Source organism: Nocardioides sp. GY 10127, from assembly GCF_004919085.1.
Lineage (GTDB): Bacteria > Actinomycetota > Actinomycetes > Propionibacteriales > Nocardioidaceae > Nocardioides.
Map to the genome: position 1 here is coordinate 18,702 of NZ_STGL01000001.1, position 16,854 is coordinate 35,555.

General features: G+C 72.3%; 21 protein-coding genes and 1 tRNA gene. 13 read left to right on the forward strand and 9 right to left on the reverse strand.

Translation table 11 applies throughout. The annotated features are described in order from the left end of the window. The first annotated feature begins 224 nt into the window (after nucleotides 1-224). The 13 genes from E8D37_RS00075 (at nucleotide 225) to E8D37_RS00135 (ending at nucleotide 10,307) form a co-directional block, all read left to right on the forward strand. On the forward strand, nucleotides 225-1,064 hold the full coding sequence (locus E8D37_RS00075) for a ParA family protein (RefSeq protein ID WP_240770122.1): 840 nt from the start codon (nucleotides 225-227) through the stop codon (nucleotides 1,062-1,064). Nucleotides 1,065-1,066: 2 nt separating this feature from the next. After that, complete coding sequence (locus tag E8D37_RS00080) at nucleotides 1,067-1,393, forward strand: hypothetical protein (RefSeq protein WP_206055510.1); 327 nt, start codon at nucleotides 1,067-1,069, stop codon at nucleotides 1,391-1,393. 107 nt (nucleotides 1,394-1,500) lie between these two features. Continuing rightward, entirely contained in the window at nucleotides 1,501-2,403 is a 903-nt protein-coding gene (locus E8D37_RS00085) for a segregation/condensation protein A (protein ID WP_240770123.1), read from the forward strand. After that, a complete protein-coding gene (gene scpB, locus E8D37_RS00090) occupies nucleotides 2,400-3,128 on the forward strand; it encodes an SMC-Scp complex subunit ScpB (RefSeq protein WP_136567734.1) in 729 nt (242 codons plus the stop codon). The genes E8D37_RS00085 and scpB overlap by 4 nt, the downstream gene beginning before the upstream one ends. Next, complete coding sequence (locus tag E8D37_RS00095) at nucleotides 3,125-3,895, forward strand: pseudouridine synthase (protein ID WP_136567735.1); 771 nt, start codon at nucleotides 3,125-3,127, stop codon at nucleotides 3,893-3,895. Before scpB ends, E8D37_RS00095 begins: the two co-directional genes overlap by 4 nt. 87 nt (nucleotides 3,896-3,982) lie before the next feature. Further along, complete coding sequence (locus E8D37_RS00100; RefSeq protein ID WP_240770089.1) at nucleotides 3,983-5,077, forward strand: prephenate dehydrogenase; 1,095 nt, start codon at nucleotides 3,983-3,985, stop codon at nucleotides 5,075-5,077. Between the two features lie 11 nt (nucleotides 5,078-5,088). After that, complete coding sequence (gene cmk, locus E8D37_RS00105; RefSeq protein ID WP_136567736.1) at nucleotides 5,089-5,823, forward strand: (d)CMP kinase; 735 nt, start codon at nucleotides 5,089-5,091, stop codon at nucleotides 5,821-5,823. Next, complete coding sequence (locus tag E8D37_RS00110) at nucleotides 5,820-6,635, forward strand: lysophospholipid acyltransferase family protein (protein ID WP_240770090.1); 816 nt, start codon at nucleotides 5,820-5,822, stop codon at nucleotides 6,633-6,635. The genes cmk and E8D37_RS00110 overlap by 4 nt, the downstream gene beginning before the upstream one ends. Continuing rightward, nucleotides 6,632-8,014, forward strand: coding sequence for a ribosome biogenesis GTPase Der (gene der / locus E8D37_RS00115; RefSeq protein ID WP_136567737.1), 1,383 nt, complete (start codon nucleotides 6,632-6,634; stop codon nucleotides 8,012-8,014). Before E8D37_RS00110 ends, der begins: the two co-directional genes overlap by 4 nt. Continuing rightward, complete coding sequence (locus tag E8D37_RS00120; protein WP_136567738.1) at nucleotides 8,011-8,655, forward strand: class I SAM-dependent methyltransferase; 645 nt, start codon at nucleotides 8,011-8,013, stop codon at nucleotides 8,653-8,655. The genes der and E8D37_RS00120 overlap by 4 nt, the downstream gene beginning before the upstream one ends. Nucleotides 8,656-8,731: 76 nt before the next feature. Beyond that, nucleotides 8,732-9,706, forward strand: coding sequence for a hypothetical protein (locus E8D37_RS00125; RefSeq protein ID WP_206055492.1), 975 nt, complete (start codon nucleotides 8,732-8,734; stop codon nucleotides 9,704-9,706). Between the two features lie 29 nt (nucleotides 9,707-9,735). Then, entirely contained in the window at nucleotides 9,736-9,966 is a 231-nt protein-coding gene (locus E8D37_RS00130; RefSeq protein WP_136567739.1) for a hypothetical protein, read from the forward strand. 267 nt (nucleotides 9,967-10,233) lie between these two features. Next, nucleotides 10,234-10,307 (forward strand) — tRNA-Pro (locus tag E8D37_RS00135). Nucleotides 10,308-10,454: 147 nt separating this feature from the next. On the opposite strand, the gene E8D37_RS00140 is transcribed toward E8D37_RS00135, so the two are convergent. From E8D37_RS00140 to E8D37_RS00180, 9 genes are all read right to left on the reverse strand, one after another. Further along, a complete protein-coding gene (locus tag E8D37_RS00140; protein ID WP_136567740.1) occupies nucleotides 10,455-10,931 on the reverse strand; it encodes a hypothetical protein in 477 nt (158 codons plus the stop codon). A 69-nt stretch (nucleotides 10,932-11,000) separates the two neighbouring features. Then, a complete protein-coding gene (locus E8D37_RS00145; protein ID WP_136567741.1) occupies nucleotides 11,001-12,149 on the reverse strand; it encodes a site-specific integrase in 1,149 nt (382 codons plus the stop codon). Then, on the reverse strand, nucleotides 12,146-12,430 hold the full coding sequence (locus E8D37_RS20185; RefSeq protein WP_240770091.1) for a helix-turn-helix domain-containing protein: 285 nt from the start codon (nucleotides 12,428-12,430) through the stop codon (nucleotides 12,146-12,148). Before E8D37_RS20185 ends, E8D37_RS00145 begins: the two co-directional genes overlap by 4 nt. A 168-nt stretch (nucleotides 12,431-12,598) precedes the next feature. Continuing rightward, on the reverse strand, nucleotides 12,599-14,134 hold the full coding sequence (locus tag E8D37_RS00155) for a replication initiator (RefSeq protein WP_240770092.1): 1,536 nt from the start codon (nucleotides 14,132-14,134) through the stop codon (nucleotides 12,599-12,601). Further along, nucleotides 14,131-14,448, reverse strand: coding sequence for a WhiB family transcriptional regulator (locus E8D37_RS00160; protein WP_136567743.1), 318 nt, complete (start codon nucleotides 14,446-14,448; stop codon nucleotides 14,131-14,133). The genes E8D37_RS00155 and E8D37_RS00160 overlap by 4 nt, the downstream gene beginning before the upstream one ends. 1 nt (nucleotide 14,449) lies before the next feature. Then, nucleotides 14,450-15,829 carry an FtsK/SpoIIIE domain-containing protein gene (locus E8D37_RS00165; protein ID WP_168929551.1) on the reverse strand — a complete coding sequence of 460 codons (1,380 nt, stop codon included), beginning with the start codon at nucleotides 15,827-15,829 and terminating at the stop codon, nucleotides 14,450-14,452. A gap of 4 nt (nucleotides 15,830-15,833) precedes the next feature. Continuing rightward, nucleotides 15,834-16,103: a hypothetical protein gene (locus tag E8D37_RS00170; RefSeq protein ID WP_136567745.1), complete on the reverse strand. Its 270-nt coding sequence runs from the start codon at nucleotides 16,101-16,103 to the stop codon at nucleotides 15,834-15,836. Then, a complete protein-coding gene (locus E8D37_RS00175; protein ID WP_136567746.1) occupies nucleotides 16,100-16,423 on the reverse strand; it encodes a hypothetical protein in 324 nt (107 codons plus the stop codon). The genes E8D37_RS00170 and E8D37_RS00175 overlap by 4 nt, the downstream gene beginning before the upstream one ends. Then, on the reverse strand, nucleotides 16,420-16,851 hold the full coding sequence (locus tag E8D37_RS00180; RefSeq protein ID WP_136567747.1) for a plasmid replication, integration and excision activator: 432 nt from the start codon (nucleotides 16,849-16,851) through the stop codon (nucleotides 16,420-16,422). The genes E8D37_RS00175 and E8D37_RS00180 overlap by 4 nt, the downstream gene beginning before the upstream one ends. Nucleotides 16,852-16,854: the final 3 nt, after the last annotated feature.

Genomic DNA, 16,854 nt, shown 5'->3' on the forward strand with positions numbered 1-16,854 from the left:
CCCCATGGTGGATAAGTGGTGTGCACAGGAGCGGGGCTGGGCTCACAGGTCCAGGACCCGAACGGGGGAGAACTTCCATCGTCTGGACGCGGCGCGCGGGGGCTCCCTACGCTCGCCGAGCGGTCGCCTTGTCGACAATGGACGGGTCCGTGCACGAGACGACCAGAGAGAAGCTGACCACGGTGACTGACGCCCTGCCCTTCGACGGCGACGACCCCACGATCATGGGTCCGACGGGTCGGCCGATGCCGATCTTCGCCGAGCCCGCGCCGCTGTCGGGGCACGGCCCGGCGCGCGTGGTGTCGATGACCAACCAGAAGGGCGGCGTCGGCAAGACGACGACCACCATCAACCTGGGCGCCGCGCTGGCCGAGTACGGCCGCCGCGTCCTGCTGGTGGACTTCGACCCGCAGGGCTCGCTCTCCGTCGGGCTGGGGCTCAACCCCCACGAGATGGAGCTGACGGTCTACAACCTGCTGATGGACCCGGAGTGCACCGTCGAGGAGGTCGTGGTCCCCTCGGGCGTCCCCAACATGGACCTCCTGCCGTCGAACATCGACCTGTCGGCCGCCGAGGTGCAGCTCGTGGGCGAGGTGGCCCGCGAGCAGACGCTGGCGCGCGTCCTGGCGCCGGCCATGGCCCGCTACGACGTCATCCTCATCGACTGCCAGCCCTCCCTCGGCCTCCTCACGGTCAACGCCCTCACCGCCTCCGACGGCGTCGTCGTGCCCCTGGAGTGCGAGTACTTCGCGCTGCGCGGCGTGGCCCTGCTCAAGACGACCATCGACAAGGTCAAGCAGCGCCTCAACCCCAAGCTCCACGTGGACGGTGTGCTGGGCACCATGTACGACGGCCGGACGCTGCACAGCCGCGAGGTCATGGAGCGGCTCGTCCAGGCGTGGGGCGACACCGTGTTCCACACCGTCATCCGCCGCACCGTGAAGTTCTCCGACTCCACCGTGGCCGGCGAGCCCATCACCTCCTACGCCTCCTCGTCGTCGGGCGCCGAGTCCTACCGGCAGCTCGCGCGGGAGGTGATCGCCCGGTGGCAGCACGACGTGTGAGCATGCCGGCGGCCGACGACCTGTTCCGGCCCACGGCCGGCGCGGTCGAGACGGCGCCCGACGCGTCCGCCACCGCGGGCCAGCCGAAGGACGACGGCAAGGGCGGGCGCAAGCCCACCGGCCGGGTCCGCCACGACGAGAAGATGACCGTCTACCTCTCGTCGGAGGAGCTCATGCACATCGAGCAGGCGCGGCTCTCGCTGCGCGGGCAGCACGGTCTGGGCGTCGACCGCGGCCGGCTGGTCCGCGAGGCCGTCGCGCTGGTCCTCGCCGAGTTCGAGGAGCGTGGCGAGGACAGCGCGCTGGTGCGCCGCCTGGTGCAGGAGTGACGCAGGCGCCCGTCGTCCCGCCCGCCGGGGCCGAGGAGGACGGGACGCCGGAGCGGGCCCAGGAGCCGGTCCAGGACGCCGGGCAGGACGGCGGCTTCGCCGTCCGCCTGCACAACTTCACCGGACCGTTCGACCTGCTGCTCCAGCTGATCTCCAAGCACAAGCTCGACATCACCGAGGTCGCGCTGTCGCAGGTCACCGACGAGTTCATCGCGCACGTCAAGGCGCTGCGGGAGAAGCCGAGCGCGGCCGCGAGCGCCCGGGGGAGCAGCGGCGAGCTCGAGGAGACGACGTCGTTCCTCCTCGTGGCGGCCACCCTGCTCGACCTCAAGGCCGCACGGCTGCTGCCGCAGGCGGAGGTCGAGGACGAGGAGGACCTGGCGCTGCTCGAGGCGCGGGACCTGCTCTTCGCCCGGCTGCTGCAGTACCGGGCGTACAAGCAGGTGGCCGGGGTGATCGAGTCCCGGCTGGCCGAGGAGTCCAAGCGCTTCCCCCGCGGGGTGGGGCTCGACGAGCGGTTCGCCTCGCTGCTCCCCGAGGTGCTCATCGGCATCGGGCTGGAGGAGTTCGCCCGGCTCGCCGCCGGTGCGCTTGCCCCGAAGCCGGTGCCGGAGGTGACCCTGGCCCACATCCACGCCCCGGCCGTCTCCGTGCGCGAGCAGGCGGCCGTGGTCGTGTCCCGGCTGCGGGTGGCGGGCCAGATGACGTTCCGGGCCCTCACCGCCGACTCCCCGGACACCCTCACCACGGTGGCGCGGTTCCTCTCGCTGCTCGAGCTCTTCCGGGAGGGCGCGGTGGCGTTCGACCAGGTCACGCCGCTGGGCGAGCTCACCGTCCGGTGGACGGGCACGGACGACGTGGACGCCGACGACCTCGTCGTGGACGAGTTCGAGGGCGCCCCGGACGCTGCCGCGTCCGACGAGGGCCGGGACGCGCCGCACGACCCCGACAGCGACCCCGACTCCGACCCCGACACCCACCCCCGGACGCACGCGGAGGACCAGCCGTGACCGACCAGACCCAGGAGACGCTCCCGGGCACGCAGACCACCGAGGACGAGCCGTTCGCGGTCCCGGCCGACCAGCTGCGTCCGTCGTTGGAGGCCGTCCTCATGGTGGCCGACCAGCCCCTCGACGCCGTGAGCCTGGCGACCGCCACCGGGCACCCTGTGGAGACGGTCGTCTCGACGCTCCAGCTGCTCTCCGAGGAGTACACCGAGGCCGGCCGCGGGTTCGACCTGCGTCAGGTCGCGGGCGGATGGCGGTTCTACACGCGCGAGGAGCACGCGGAGGTGGTCGAGCGCTTCGTCCTCGACGGCCAGCAGTCACGGCTGACGCAGGCGGCACTCGAGACGCTCGCCGTGGTGGCCTACAAGCAGCCGGTCTCGCGGGCACGGGTCTCGGCCGTGCGCGGGGTCAACGTGGACGGCGTGATGCGCACCCTGCTCACGCGCGGCCTGGTCGAGGAGGCCGGGACCGACCCGGTCACCGGCGCGCACCTGTACCGCACGTCCAGCTACTTCCTGGAGCGGATCGGGATCACCTCGCTCGACGAGCTGCCCGAGCTCGCGCCCTACCTGCCGGAGATGGACGACCTCGACGAGATCGAGGGCAGCATCGGGCTCCCGCGGACGCCCCGGCGTCCCGCCGGTTCGCGGGACGGGGCGGACGCCGGGGAGACTGGCGCCCAGGGCCCCGCCGAGGGCCCGACGGCGAACCCCGAGGAGAACGCGTGACCGGCCCCGACCTGCCCACCGACGAGGACGGCCTCGTCCGTCTGCAGAAGCTGCTCGCCTCCTCGGGCGTGGCCTCGCGCCGGCGGTGCGAGGAGCTGATGCTCGAGGGCGCCGTCGAGGTGGACGGCGAGGTGGTGACCCGGCTCGGCACCAAGGTCGACCCCCGCACGGCCGTGATCCGCGTCGAGGGCCGCCGGCTGCCGCCGGTCTCCCCGCACGTCTACCTCGTGCTCAACAAGCCGCGCGGCGTCGTCTCGACGATGTCCGACCCCGAGGGTCGGCGCTGCCTGGCCGACCTGGTCGCGGACCGCCCCGAGCGCCTCTTCCACGTCGGCCGGCTCGACACCGACACCTCCGGCCTCCTCGTCCTCACCAACGACGGCGACTTCGCCAACCGGCTGGCCCACCCGTCCTTCGAGGTCGACAAGACCTACGTCGCCGAGGTGGAGGGCGAGGTCTACCCGCGCACGGTCAAGGAGCTGCTCGCGGGGGTGACGCTCGAGGACGGGCCGGTCTCGGTGTCCAAGTGCAAGGTGATCTCCGGCGGACACCGGCGCAACAAGCCGGGGCGCAGCATCGTGGAGCTGGTCATCCACGAGGGTCGCAACCGGATCGTGCGGCGCCTGCTCGACCACGTGGGTCATCCGGTGACGCAGCTGACCCGCACGGCGATCGGCCCGGTGCAGCTGGGCTCGCTGCGCCTCGGCGAGATCCGCGACCTCACGCGCGAGGAGCTCGGCACCCTGCTGGACACGGCCCAGCTCTGAGCCCGGCGCGCAGGTAGGGTCGCGTCGGCACCAGGGGTGCCCACCAGCAACGAGCAGCATGGACAGCAGCAGAGCGGGGGAGACGGTGTGAGCCAGCTCGCGGACGGGGTGACCCTCACCGGGCCCGTCGAGGTCATCGGCACGGGCCTGCTCGGCACCAGCGTCGCGCTGGCGTGCCGACGGGCCGGCCTCGAGGTCCTGCTCTCCGACGTCTCCGACGCGCACGTGACCGAGGCCGTCGCGCTGGGTGCCGGGCGGCCGCGGCGGCCCGAGGACGCCCCGCAGCTGGTGGTCGTCGCGGTGCCGCCGTCGGTGCTGGGCGACGTGATCGCCGCCTCGCTGGTCGAGACCGCTGACTGCGGGTCGGTCGTCACCGACGTGGGCTCGGTCAAGGCGGCGCCGCTGGCCGGCGTCCTGGCCCACGCGCCGACGCACGCCCACCGCTACGTCGGCTCGCACCCCATGGCCGGCTCCGAGCGCTCCGGGCCGAGCGCCGGCAACGCCTCGCTCTTCGAGGGGAGGCCCTGGGCGCTCACCCCGCACGCGGACGCCGACGTGGCGGCCGTGGAGCTGGTGGAGCAGCTGGTGCGCCTGTGCGGCGCCGTGCCGGCGTGGCAGACCCCCGCGGAGCACGACCGCGCCGTGGCGCGCATCAGCCACGTGCCGCACCTGATGTCGGCGCTGGTGGCCGGGCGGCTGGCCGGCGCGCCCGAGAACCACCTGGCGCTGGCCGGGCAGGGCGTGCGGGACGTGACCCGGGTGGCGGCTGGCGACCCGAACCTCTACGGCCAGATCGTCGGCGGCAACGCCGCGGCGGTGGTCGAGCTCCTGGGCGAGCTCCGTGGCGAGCTGGACCGGCTCATCGAGGCCGTCGGCTCGGGCGACCGCGACGTCCTGGGCCAGATCCTCGCCCGCGGCGTCGACGGGACGCGGGCCATCCCGGGCAAGCACGGCGGTCCGGCGGCCCCCACGGCCTCGGTCTGGGTCACGGTCACCGACCGGGCCGGCGAGCTCGCGCGGCTGCTGGCCGACGCGGTCGCCAGCGAGGTCAGCGTGGAGGACATCCGCATCGACCACGACACCTCGCGGGAGGCCGGTCTCGTCGAGCTCGTCGTCGCGCAGGGCCGCGGCGAGCACCTCACCACCTCTCTGGAGTCGAGGGGCTGGACCGTCCAGCGGTAGGCTGCCGCTCCGTGAGCAGCGCCGACGACCCCCAGACGCAGCCGCGGACGACCAGCGAGGGCTCGACGCCCTTCGTCGTCGCGGTCGACGGCACCTCCGGCTCCGGCAAGTCCAGCACCTGCCGCGCGGTGGCCCAGCGCCTCGGCCTGGCCTACCTGGACACCGGCGCCCAGTACCGGGCGATGACCTGGTGGATGCTCGAGCAGGGCGTCGACGTCCACGACCCCGCCGCCGTGGCGGCCCGCAGCGGCGAGCCCGACCTGGTCTCCGGCACCGACCCCTCCGCCCCCACCATCACCGTGGACGGCACCGACGTGTCCGCGCCGATCCGCGGCGACGCCGTCAACGGCGCGGTGAGCCCCGTGGCGACGGTGCCCGAGGTCCGCGCCCGGCTCGTGGACCTGCAGCGCGCGACCATCGCCGCCGCGACGTCCGGCATCGTCGTGGAGGGCCGCGACATCGGCTCCACCGTGGCGCCCGACGCCCCCGTGAAGCTGTACCTCACCGCGGACCCCGCGGCCCGCGCCCGTCGCCGGGCGCTGGAGGAGGGCGGCACGGACGTCGCCGCGACCGAGGCCAGCCTGCGCAGCCGCGACGCGATCGACTCCGGGCGGGCCACCTCCCCGCTCACGATCACCGACGGTGCCGTGCGCATCGACTCCACCGACCTCACCCTCGAGCAGGTCGTCGACCTGGTCACCGGGCTGGTGGAGGAGGCGCGCCTCGGCGCAGGGGCGCGCACGTGACGTTCCTGACCGGCGTCCGCGGGTCGGGCGGCAGCCGACGCCGGGCTCGCACCCGGGCCGAGGTGCACGCGCGGGCCCCGCGCACGGACAGCACCCGCCACCCGGCCCGGTACCTCCTGCACCCGCTGCGGCCGATCTCCCGCTGGATCATCCGCCGACGCTGGGACGTCCGCGTCCACGGCGCCCACCGGATGCCGTCGGGGCCCGTGCTGCTGGCGGCGAACCACGCCGGGGTGGCCGACGGGCCGCTGCTGGCGATCTTCGCGCCGCGCCCGGTGCACGCGCTGACCAAGGCGGAGATGTTCGGCGGCGCCCTCGGGCGCTTCCTCCTCTCCTCGGGCCAGGTGCCGGTGGAGCGCTTCGGCGCGGACGTCGCGGCGGTGCGCACCTGCGTGCGTGTCCTGCGTGACGGCGGCGTCGTCGGGATCTTCCCGGAGGGCCGGCGCGGCGACGGCGAGCTCCAGCGGTGCCACGGCGGCGTCGCCTACCTCGCCCTGGTGACCGGCGCGGACGTCGTCCCCGTGACCTTCTTCGGCACCCGCGAGCCGGGTGGCCGCAGCGGCTCGCTGCCCCCGTGGGGGCGGCGCATCGACATCGTGGTCGGCGAACCGACCAGGCTGGAGCAACAGGACTGGCCCCGCACCCAGGAACACGTGCACGATGCCACGGTGTTGCTCCACCGCCACCTGCGCGAGCAGCTGGCCGCAGCGAAGGCCGAGACCGGCCGTCGCCTCCCCGGGCCGCTCCCGGCCGGGGACCTCGAACCGGACACCGCGACCGTCACCACGGTCCGCGACCTAGGAGAAGCATGACCGAGCACGCCGACGCCACCCCCGAGGCCGGTGGCCCCGCCGGGGCCGACGCCGCCGGCCCGACCCCCGTCCTGGCCGTCGTGGGCCGCCCGAACGTGGGCAAGTCCACCCTGGTCAACCGCATCATCGGGCGCCGCGAGGCGGTCGTGCAGGACATCCCGGGCGTGACCCGGGACCGGATCAGCTACGACGCCGACTGGAACGGCCGCGCCTTCACCGTGGTCGACACCGGCGGCTGGGATCCCGACGCCCGCGGCCTCGCCGAGCGGATCGCCGCGCAGGCCGAGATCGCCGTCGGTCTGGCCGACGCGGTGCTGTTCGTCGTCGACGCCACCGTCGGCATCACCGACGCCGACGAGGCGGTCGTCAAGATCCTGCGCCGCTCCGGCAAGCCCGTCGTGCTCGCCGCCAACAAGGTCGATGACCAGCGCACCGAGGCCGAGGCCTACGGGCTGTGGAACCTCGGGCTCGGCGAGCCCTGGCCGGTCTCCGCGCTGCACGGCCGCGGTTCGGGCGACATGCTGGACGCCGTCCTGGCGGCCCTGCCCGAGCCGCCGCCGGTGGCCGAGGGCAGCGAGGTGGGCGGACCGCGCCGCATCGCGCTCGTCGGCAAGCCCAACGTCGGCAAGTCCTCGCTGCTCAACAAGCTGGCGGGGGAGGAGCGCTCGGTCGTCGACAACGTCGCCGGCACGACCGTCGACCCCGTCGACGAGCTCGTCGAGCTGGCCGGCCGCACCTGGCGCTTCGTGGACACCGCCGGCATCCGCAAGCGGGTCAAGGAGGCTTCGGGGCACGAGTACTACGCCTCGCTGCGCACCTCGGCGGCCATCGACCGCGCCGAGGTCTGCGTGCTGCTGCTCGACGCCGAGCAGTCGATCTCCGAGCAGGACGTCCGCATCCTCCAGACCGTGCGCGAGTCCGGCCGCGCGCTGGTGATCGCGTTCAACAAGTGGGACCTCGTCGACGAGGAGCGCCGCTACTACCTCGAGCGCGAGATCGAGCGGGACCTCGTGCAGGTCCAGTGGGCGCCGCGGATCAACATCACCGCCCGCACCGGCTGGCACGTGGACCGCCTGGTCCCCGCGCTCGACAAGGCCATCGAGGGCTGGGAGACCCGCGTCGGGACCGGCGCGCTCAACACCTTCCTCGGCCGCCTCGTGGCCGAGCACCCGCACCCCGTGCGCGGCGGCAAGCAGCCGAAGATCCTGTTCGGCACCCAGGCCACCACGGCCCCGCCGACCTTCATCCTGTTCACCTCCGGCAAGCTCGACGACTCCTACGAGCGCTACATCGAGCGCCGCCTGCGCGAGGAGTTCGGCTTCGCCGGGACGCCGATCATCCTGCAGCAGCGGGTGCGCGAGAAGAGGAAGCGCTCATGAGCACGCCGACCACCCAGCCGCGCGACCCGCGCGGCACGGCCCCGGCCACCCACTGGGACGGTGTGTACGCCGAGCGCGGGCCCCGCGACGTGTCGTGGTACGAGGAGAACCCCGAGGTCTCGACGCGGCTCGTGCTGCGCGACGGCGTCCCGGCCTCGGTCATCGACGTGGGCGCCGGCGCCTCGACGCTGCCGGACAGCCTGCTGGACGCCGGGGTCGGCCACGTGACGATCCTCGACCTCAGCCTCCGGGCGCTGTCGCTGACCGCCGCCCGGCTGGACGAGCGGTCGACCGCGCTGACGACCATCGCGGCCGACGTCCTGACCTACGGGTTCGAGGACGTCTACGACGTGTGGCACGACCGAGCGGTGTTCCACTTCCTCACCTCCGCCGAGCAGCAGGGCGCCTACGTGGCGGCGGCCGCCGGCGCGGTGCGGTCGGGCGGGACGCTGGTGCTCGGTGCCTTCGCGCCCGACGGCCCGGAGTCGTGCTCCGGGCTGCCGGTGGTGCGTTGGTCGGCCGAGGGGCTGGCCGAGGCGTTCGGCAGCGACTTCACCCTGGAGCACACCGAGCGGGCCGAGCACCACACGCCGTGGGACGCCGTGCAGCCGTTCACCTGGGTGGTGCTGCGGCGCCGCTGACCGGCTGCTGCTGTTCACTGGCTGCTCTTTTCCGGCGGCTCTTCTCCCGGGCGGCTCCCGCGCCTAGCCTGCGGGGATGGCGTGGGTGGCGGGGCGGGTGACAGGGCTGGTGACGGGGCGGGCGTGGCGCGCGTCCTGCGCGCTGGGCCTGGTGGTGCCGGTGCTCGTGCTGCCGATGCTGGTGCTGCCGCTCGCCGCGCCGGTCGATGCAGGACCGGTGGCCGGGTGCCGGGTGTTCCCGGCGTCCAGCTGGTGGCACGCGTCCGTGCGACGCCTGCCGGTGCACGCGCGCTCACGGGCGTGGCTGCGCACCATCGGGACCTCCGGCGAGCTGCACCCGGACTTCGGGCGCAACGCCGGGGGAGTGGACTACGGCATCCCCGTGACCGTCGTGTCGCGCCGGCACCCTCGGGTGCGGGTGCGGTTCACGTACGCCGGTGAGAGCGACCGGGTGCGCTACCCGCTCGGGCGGGACACCATGATCGAGGGCGGGCGCGGCTCGAGGGGGGACCGGCACGCGATCGTCGTCGACCGGTCCGCGTGCCGGCTGTACGAGACGTGGGCGACGCGGAAGGTGCACGGGCGGTGGAGGGCCGGCTCGGGGGCGGTGTGGTCGCTGCGGTCGAACGCCCTGCGGCCGGACGGGTGGACCTCCGCGGACGCCGCGGGGCTGCCGATGCTGCCCGGGCTGCTGCGGTGGCGGGAGGTGCGGGCGAACCGCCTCGACCACGCCCTGCGGTTCACCGCGCCCGTCACTCGGCGGGCGCACCTGTGGCCGGCGCGCCACGACGCGGGCTCGACCCTTTCGCGCTCCGCGCCGCCGATGGGTGCCCGGTTCAGGCTCCGTTCCTCCTACGACGCCTCGGACCTGGGTCTGTACGCCCGCCGCGTGGTGCGGGCGATGAAGACGTACGGGCTGGTCCTCGCTGACAACGGCTCGGCCTGGTACGTCCAGGGCGAGCGGAACCCGCACTGGCCGGCGCGCCTCGTCGCCGACCTGAAGACGATCCCGGCCTCGGCGTTCGTCGGGGTCGACACGTCCTCGCTCTAGGTCGATCCTGACTCCATGGAGACCGCGTCATGAGCTGGGACGACTTCCTGCCCCGTCCGTACGAGCCCGACCCCGGCCCCGGCCCGTACCGGCTCGCGCCGACCGGCCTGCGGCTCTACCTCGACTGCCCGCGGTGCATGGAGGCCGAGGCGCGGCAGCACTTCCACCTGCCGCCGCACGTGGCCCAGCGTGAGTGCCCCCGCGGCGCGCCCGACCACTGTGACTGCGAGACGTGCTGGGGCGTGACGGACTACCGGTGAGCCGGCTGCTGCTCTTGCTGGTTGTGCCGTTGTCCGCGAGGTGGCTGGGCGTCGGGGCCGGTGCTGGCGTTCGGTCCTCGTGGCCACGAGGACCGAACGCGCGGAAGGGGCTCGGCTCAGGCGGGCGAAGGGCTGGGGAGGACCCGTTCGGTCCTCCTGGGTGACGGTGCCGCGTGCAACCGGGCAGATGGGGGTGGCGATTCCGGCCCGCGAGTCGGTCTGTTGTAGTGTTCCCACCGCTGGTCGCCGCGATCCGGGGATCAGCTTCGGGCTGTAGCGCAGCTTGGTAGCGCACTTGACTGGGGGTCAAGGGGTCGCAGGTTCAAATCCTGTCAGCCCGACCGAACCAAACCGCCTCTGACCTGCGGAAACGCAGGCGTCAGAGGCGGTTTTGTTGTCTCCGCCAGCCATCGGCTGCAGTAGCGGCTGCAGTAGCGGCTGCAGTAGAGCGCGTGGTCGGCTGCAACGTGGCTCGACAACGGAGCTGATCAGACATCGATCGATGCCAGGTGGACGACGTTGATTGCCTTTCGACTGCGGATCATCCGCCCAGTCGCAAGCGAAACGTAACCGTAGGCGTCGTGTGCACCGTGCTCGGCCAGCGTCCTGGCGAAGGGAACGGGCTCTAGGAGCCAGGTGACGTTCTCTGCGTCTTGGACTCGGTGCGCTCCTCGCGGACCCTGCAGCTGGGCGGACGCCGGCTGAAACCCGGGGATCTTTCGCCATTCGCCCTCGTGTCGAAAGACCAACCCGTACGAGGTGATGGTCACTGGGAGTCGCCCCACGTTGCTCGCGTCGAGGCCGAGCACCCAGTGACCCTCGCGGTCGGGGTAGATCGGGAGCGAGTTCGAGAGGGTGACCCTGAGGCGAGGCCCAGCCAGGGCGTGGGTCCAGATCTGGGTCACCAAGGCGGCAATCCCTGTCACGGCACCAACGAGTGCAACTGCAACGGACCATATCTCCATGTCGCGAAAGTACGGCCGGGCGCCGACAGTCGCCGCGAGAGCATCAACAACATTGGTTCCTTGGCACCCTCACATGGTGTCGCCGGACGCCCCTAGAGCCTCGCCCAGGCCGTCGATAGCTGTCCGTCGGTCCGCGTGGGTGACATGACCGTAGGTGTTCATGGTCATCTCGAGGCTGGAGTGGCCGAGGATCTCCATGACGGTGCGCGGGGGGACGCCGGCTCCGAGCAGGAGGGATGCGCACCCGTGCCGGAAGTCGTGGAGACGCACGACCCGGACGCCGGCACGTCGGCAGCAGGCCTGGACGATCCTGGTGGTGTTGCGGGGGTCGAACGGCGTCCCGAAACCGGTGGTGAGCACATGTCCGGTCTTCTGCCAGTCGGCGCCGTGCAGCTTCTTGAGCTCGGCCTGGCGCTCGCGCTGCTCCGTGAGTGCCTCGACGACGAGGGCGGGGAGCGGGATGGTGCGCTGGGACCGTGCGGTCTTGGTTGGCAGGGTGACGAGTTCGCCGTCGATGCGGTGCAGGCCGCGCCGGATCTCGAGCGAGCAGCCGGGAAGGTCGACGTCGGCCCACGTAAGGCCGAGGGCTTCGCTGCGTCGTAGTCCGAGCGTGGTGAAGAGGACGAGCATCGGGTAGTACGGGTCTTCCCGGTGGAAGGCCAGGAGCCGCCGGACCTCGTCAAGATCGAGCGGACGGATCTCTTTCTTGGCGGGCTGAGTGACCTTCACGAGCTTGGCCGGATTGCGCTCGATGATCTCTTCCCGGACGGCGTCCTCGAGGGCAGCCCGCAGGGTGGCATGGACATAGGTGATGGTCCGCGCGCCGGTCTCCTTCTTCCGCAGTGCGTCGTAGAAGGAGCGGATCTGGCGTGGGTTCAGCTGCTCGAGTCGGGTCTTCCCGAGTCCTGGAATCAGGTAGGTGGTGACCATGTGCCGGTAGGTGCTGAGCGTGGTGGGTCGGACTCGATGGACGACGATCTGGTCGAGCCACTCGTTGAGGAACCTGGCGACGTTCAGATCGGCCGGGGTCTGGCGCTTGCCCTGACGCTCGGCCTTGATGAGCGCATCCAGCATGCCCTGTGCCTCCCGCTTAGTGCGAGCGCTGACGGTCTTGCGCTTGCGAACGCCGTTGGTGTCGGTGACGTACGTCTGTCCCTGCCACGTGCCGTTGGGCCGCTTGTAGATCGCCCCCTCTCCGTTGGCGGCTTGCCGGGTCACTGGAAAGCGTCCTGGTCCATGGCAGCGACGTAGTCGGCGAGGGCGCGGGCGGAGATGCGGCGGCAGCGGCCGACCTTCATGGAGCGGAGCTCGCCGGAGTTCATGAGGTTGTAGACCATGGGCCGGCCGACGTGGAGGAGCTTGGCGACGTCCTCGGGGGTGAAGAGCATCGGGGGCATGTCGTCGGCGGTGAGAAGCCAGACGTTGGGCTTGATGGTGACGGTGCCGTCGACGTCGTCCACGGCCTGGCGGGCGGTGTCGAGGTTGAAGAGGTAGTCCATGAGGGCTCCCGAGAATGGGTGGCGGAGGGGTGCCCGGTGATGGGGGCGTCCTCCTGACGTGGGGATGGTCTGCGGACCCGGAGATCCGTCAAGGGCACTTCGTGCCACTACGTGGTTCGCTTCGCTCTCCCTTGACCGACCTCCGGGTCCCCAGAGATCGGCGGGTTGTCAGGAGGACGCGGGAGGTCCGGTCGACGGTGCTGTGGTCGCGAGGCCGAGCTGGGCCTTGGCGGACTGGTAGTCGGCCTGCCAGCGGATGCGTTCGGCGATGGAGCGCGTGAGCACGATCCGGTACACCGGAACCGGTGCTTCGTGGGCGTTCCACAGTCGCCACTCGTAGCGGGGCCGGCCGTCGGTGCGTTTGGTGTCGGCGGCGAGTCGGTCGAGCTCGACGGAGTCGATGCCGGCGGCCTCGAGGGTCTGGCGGACGACGTCGGCTCGGTCGGCGCGGTGGTCGGTGAGGGTCTTGCCGGTCCACCGTCGGGAGACCAGGACGCGTCGCCCGCCGCAGCCGAGGTGCTGCTCGTCGTGTGCCTTGCCGGGGCAGGCGCCTGGGAGGGTCTCGGCGGTGGCACCGTCAGGCTGGACGCCGTAGCGCAGCCAGTTCCAGCAACGTGGAGAGCAGGGCAGCCACCGCAGCTCTGCCAGGAGTCGGTCGACATGGGCGCGCTGCCGGCGGGTCAGGTGGGTGCCGGGGGTGGCGGGCTCGGAGAGGCTCTTGCCGAGGTACTTGGTCAGGTAGGCGACGCGGCGGTCGGCGTCGTCCTCGTCGGCGACGATGCCCTGGATGTCAATCTGCTTGCCGAGCCGCAACGTGTGCGCGGGTGAGGCGGCGTCGCCCTGGTGGTCGAGGCTGTCGAGGGCCTGGGCCCAGGTGGGAAGCGGTGCCCCGGTGTCGGGGTCAATAAAGTCGGCGCCGTCCCAGACGGGAAGGGCGTGCTGGGGGTAGCGGACGACGTCGAAGGGCGGCCACCACACGTGCTGGTAGGTGGCCGAGGCGACCTGGCGGAGCAGCTCGCGGGGGATCGCTCCCCGCAGCGCGGTGTGCAGGTGCGGTGCGAGGCGGCGTTGGGCCTCGATAACGGCGAAGTACTGGACCTGGTAGCCGGTGCACCGGCGGAGGTTCTGCCAGACGCGGTCGATGAGCTTGGGAAAGTGCAACGCGTCCAGAGCCGCGCGGCGGTAGTTGTACCTGGCCGGCGCGACCGGGGTGCCATCAGGGCGCACGCGGCCGTAGGAGGGCAGCGTGAAGGTGACGAACATCGAGGGTCGGTAGGTGCGGCCGCTGGGTGCGGTGAAGGTCTGGCCGATGGTGCGGTGGTCCATCGGGACGCGGGGGAGGTCCGGGGCGTCCTGCCGGCGACGGGTGGAGCGGACGCGGCGGTCGCCGGTGTCTGTGGGCTCCGGCTCTGTGGGCTCGGCGGTGTCCGGGGCGTCCACGTCGTCGTCCTCGTCGTCGGCGGATGGAGCCTCGGGCTCGTCCTGGAGGTGCCAGCCCTCGCGACACTGCTGCATGCGCAGGACGCGGTTGCGGCTGGCGCACGGCTCGCACTTGGACGCCAGGGTGGCGCCGCACGGTGTGGAGACCAGGTGCAGCTGGCCGGTGACGGTGTCGGCGACCTCGTGGACGACGGGACGCACGCAGACACCGTGGTGCTGCGCGAGGTCGCGGAGGGTGTCGGTGGTGATGCCGCGGTCGATCATGCGGCACCCCATCCGTGCTCGGGCCCTGCGTCGTGCCGCGGGGCATGGGCGTGGCAGTGGTGGGGGAGCGGGGTGCGGTCGCGGCCGTTCCAGAAGCCGGAGGTGATCTCGAGCTCGAGGGTGGCTTGCTCGCAGTCGTGGCTGACGGGGCAGGTCAGGCAGATGCCGGCCATCTCCAGGCGCTGGTCGAGGCTGCGAGTAGCGGGCTCAGCGATCCATGGCAGGTCGGCGGCGTCGCGGCACCGGGCCTCAGCAAGCCCCGCCGGCTGGGTCTTCAGAGCAGCCGCCTGCGAGCCGGTGGACTCGTGGTGCACGTCAGCTCGCCTCCTGGTTAGTGCTGCTCTCGCGGGAAGGTCGGCGCGGCCGACGTCCCAGGTCGTCCGAGACCAACGGCGGCACGTCGACCAGGACGGGTGTCGCGAATCGTTGGGCGACCTCGCGGATGGCGTCGTCGCTGGCGTAGCCGGCGCGGACTCGCAGTGCGGGGCCGCCGTCCTCGGGGACGACGTAGGCGGTGCCGGGGACGTCGCGGGTGATGCGGTGGCAGGCCGCGCCGGTGGTAGCGGCGGAGTCGCCCAGGACCATGGCGGTCTCGGAGGCGTCCTTGAGGCGTAGCCCGACGGTCTGGGTGAACAGACCGCGTGAGGGGATGACCTCCTTGCGGGGGTCCTGGAGGCAGGCGATGAGCACGAATCCCGTGGCCCGGCCCTGGGAGCAGAGCAGGTTGATCGCTGCCTCGGCTCGGCGCTGGAGGTCGCGCTCGGTGCTGTACGCGGTGAGTGCGGCGAGCTCGTCGATCATCACGACGTGCAGCGGCTCGTCGGTGCTGGGGCGGTGGCTGCGGACCTTGCCGGCGTAGGTCAGGTTGCGTTCCCGCATGAGCGTCACGAGGTGCTCGAGGGAGGCGACGGCGGTGCCGGCGTCGGTGGCGGTGGTGCTGAACAGCTCGCGCCCCATGAGGATCTCCATGCCGCCCTTGAGGTCGATGCCGTGCAGCAGCACACGTCCGTCGTGGACGGCGCCGGCCAGGGCGAAGGCAAGCGACCAGAACACCGACCCCTTGCCCGCACCTGAGGAGCCGGCGACCAGGGTGTGCGGGCCGAGGGAGAGCCGCCAGGTCTCGCCGCGCTCGGTGCGGCCCAGCGGCAGAAACGACAGGTCGAGGACGTCGGCCCGTGCCGTGGCCGGGAACGGGCGTCGCAGCTCGTCGCCGACGGTGAGGTGCAGGACGATGTCGCGGAACCCGCGAGGTTCACAGCGGACCCGGGCGACGCCGAGGGCGGTCTGCAACGCAGGGCCGGCGGCCTCGTAGTCCTCGACCATCTGTCCGCGGACGGGGCGCACGGTGACGCGCAGGTGTGGCCAGAGGCCGGCAATGGAGCGCAGCTCGGGGAGCCCATGAACATCCAGTCCGCGGGCGGCGGCGACGTCGGGCCAGACCTCGCGGACCTGACGCCGCCACCACCACGTGCGGGGGAGTGCCGTGGCGCGGCCGAAGGAGACCGGTCGTGTGAGCGCCCAGCAACGGAGGCCTACCGCCGTTGCGACCACGCCGCAGGCCAGCGCGGCGAGCAGCGGCACCGACGGACGGGCAAGCCACACGGCAGCTACGACCACGACGAGGACGCCGGGCTGCCACCGCGCGACGCCGAGCAGGCTGCGTCCCCACGACCTGATTTCCTTCAGCGCACGCATGACGTCACGCCACGTCCGGGTCGGGGCAACGGCGCAACTCGCCGGCGGCACCCTGGAGGTTCTCGATGGCCTCGTTGATCGCCGAGCGGGCGACGCGGAGCATCTCCTCGGTGTCATCCGACGGGCAGCCGGCGAGGTTGCGCAGCACGTACTGCACCAGGTCACCGGCCTCGTCGATCCGCTTCACGAGCCGGATCAGCTCGGCGGCAGCGTCCTCGCTGTTGCGGATGCCGGTGAACATGAGCCACTCCCGAGGGGCCCCCGCGCGGCTCATCGGTTCATCACCGGCACGGTGACGGTGAGGCGGAAGCCGGCGAGACGGGCAGTCCAGCCGTACCCGCTGTCCGGGGCGTCCTCGAAGACGACGGCGTACTCGCCGTGCCGGACGTCGCTGCCCATGTCGTCGCAGGTGTCGATGTCGGTGACGACGATGCGGACCTCGGGGAGGTCGCCGTTCTCCCAGGGCGGAGTGAGCTCGACCCGGAGGACCTGGCTCGAGGCGGAGACGATGTCGGTGACCTTGCACAGGACGTCGTGGAGGTCGCCCAAGACCCAGGAGCCCCACTCGATGTCGATGCCGAGCGCCTGCATCACGCGCTCGCCTTCTGCTCGCCGGCGGGCACCGGGGCCGGGCGGGACTTGCTGGGCTGGCGCACTTCCATGGCGCGGTAGGACCAGGCGAGACGGGAGAACTCCCCGTTCTGGTCGACGTAGGGCGTCGCGGTGAGCTTGTCGAACTCCACCGGACGGAACGGGACGCCGGGGGCGGCCTCGGGCAGGACCGGCTGGACCTTCGCGCAGATCTTCACCGAGACAGTGCGGTTGGTCTTGCGGACCTCGGGGTCGCCGTCGATCACGTCGACCTGCCACATGAGCAGACCGGTGTCGGCGTCGGCGGCCTGGATGATGTTGTCGCGGGTGGAGCGGTCGTAGTCGCGGACCGGGGTGACCTCACCGACGGCCCAGACGCCGTGCGGGAAGACAAGACCGAAGTCGACCGGGATCTTGCGGGGCATCGCCATGAC

Coding starts and splice junctions, on each gene's coding strand:
- E8D37_RS00075 (WP_240770122.1), top strand. CDS start 225: ATGGGTCCGACGGGTCGGCCGATGCCGATCTTCGCCGAGCCCGCGCCG.
- E8D37_RS00080 (WP_206055510.1), top strand. CDS start 1,067: ATGCCGGCGGCCGACGACCTGTTCCGGCCCACGGCCGGCGCGGTCGAG.
- der (WP_136567737.1), top strand. CDS start 6,632: ATGACCGAGCACGCCGACGCCACCCCCGAGGCCGGTGGCCCCGCCGGG.
- E8D37_RS00120 (WP_136567738.1), top strand. CDS start 8,011: ATGAGCACGCCGACCACCCAGCCGCGCGACCCGCGCGGCACGGCCCCG.
- E8D37_RS00125 (WP_206055492.1), top strand. CDS start 8,732: ATGGCGTGGGTGGCGGGGCGGGTGACAGGGCTGGTGACGGGGCGGGCG.
- E8D37_RS00130 (WP_136567739.1), top strand. CDS start 9,736: ATGAGCTGGGACGACTTCCTGCCCCGTCCGTACGAGCCCGACCCCGGC.
- E8D37_RS00140 (WP_136567740.1), bottom strand. CDS start 10,931: ATGGAGATATGGTCCGTTGCAGTTGCACTCGTTGGTGCCGTGACAGGG.
- E8D37_RS20185 (WP_240770091.1), bottom strand. CDS start 12,430: ATGGACTACCTCTTCAACCTCGACACCGCCCGCCAGGCCGTGGACGAC.
- E8D37_RS00155 (WP_240770092.1), bottom strand. CDS start 14,134: ATGATCGACCGCGGCATCACCACCGACACCCTCCGCGACCTCGCGCAG.
- E8D37_RS00165 (WP_168929551.1), bottom strand. CDS start 15,829: ATGCGTGCGCTGAAGGAAATCAGGTCGTGGGGACGCAGCCTGCTCGGC.
- E8D37_RS00170 (WP_136567745.1), bottom strand. CDS start 16,103: ATGAGCCGCGCGGGGGCCCCTCGGGAGTGGCTCATGTTCACCGGCATC.
- E8D37_RS00180 (WP_136567747.1), bottom strand. CDS start 16,851: ATGGCGATGCCCCGCAAGATCCCGGTCGACTTCGGTCTTGTCTTCCCG.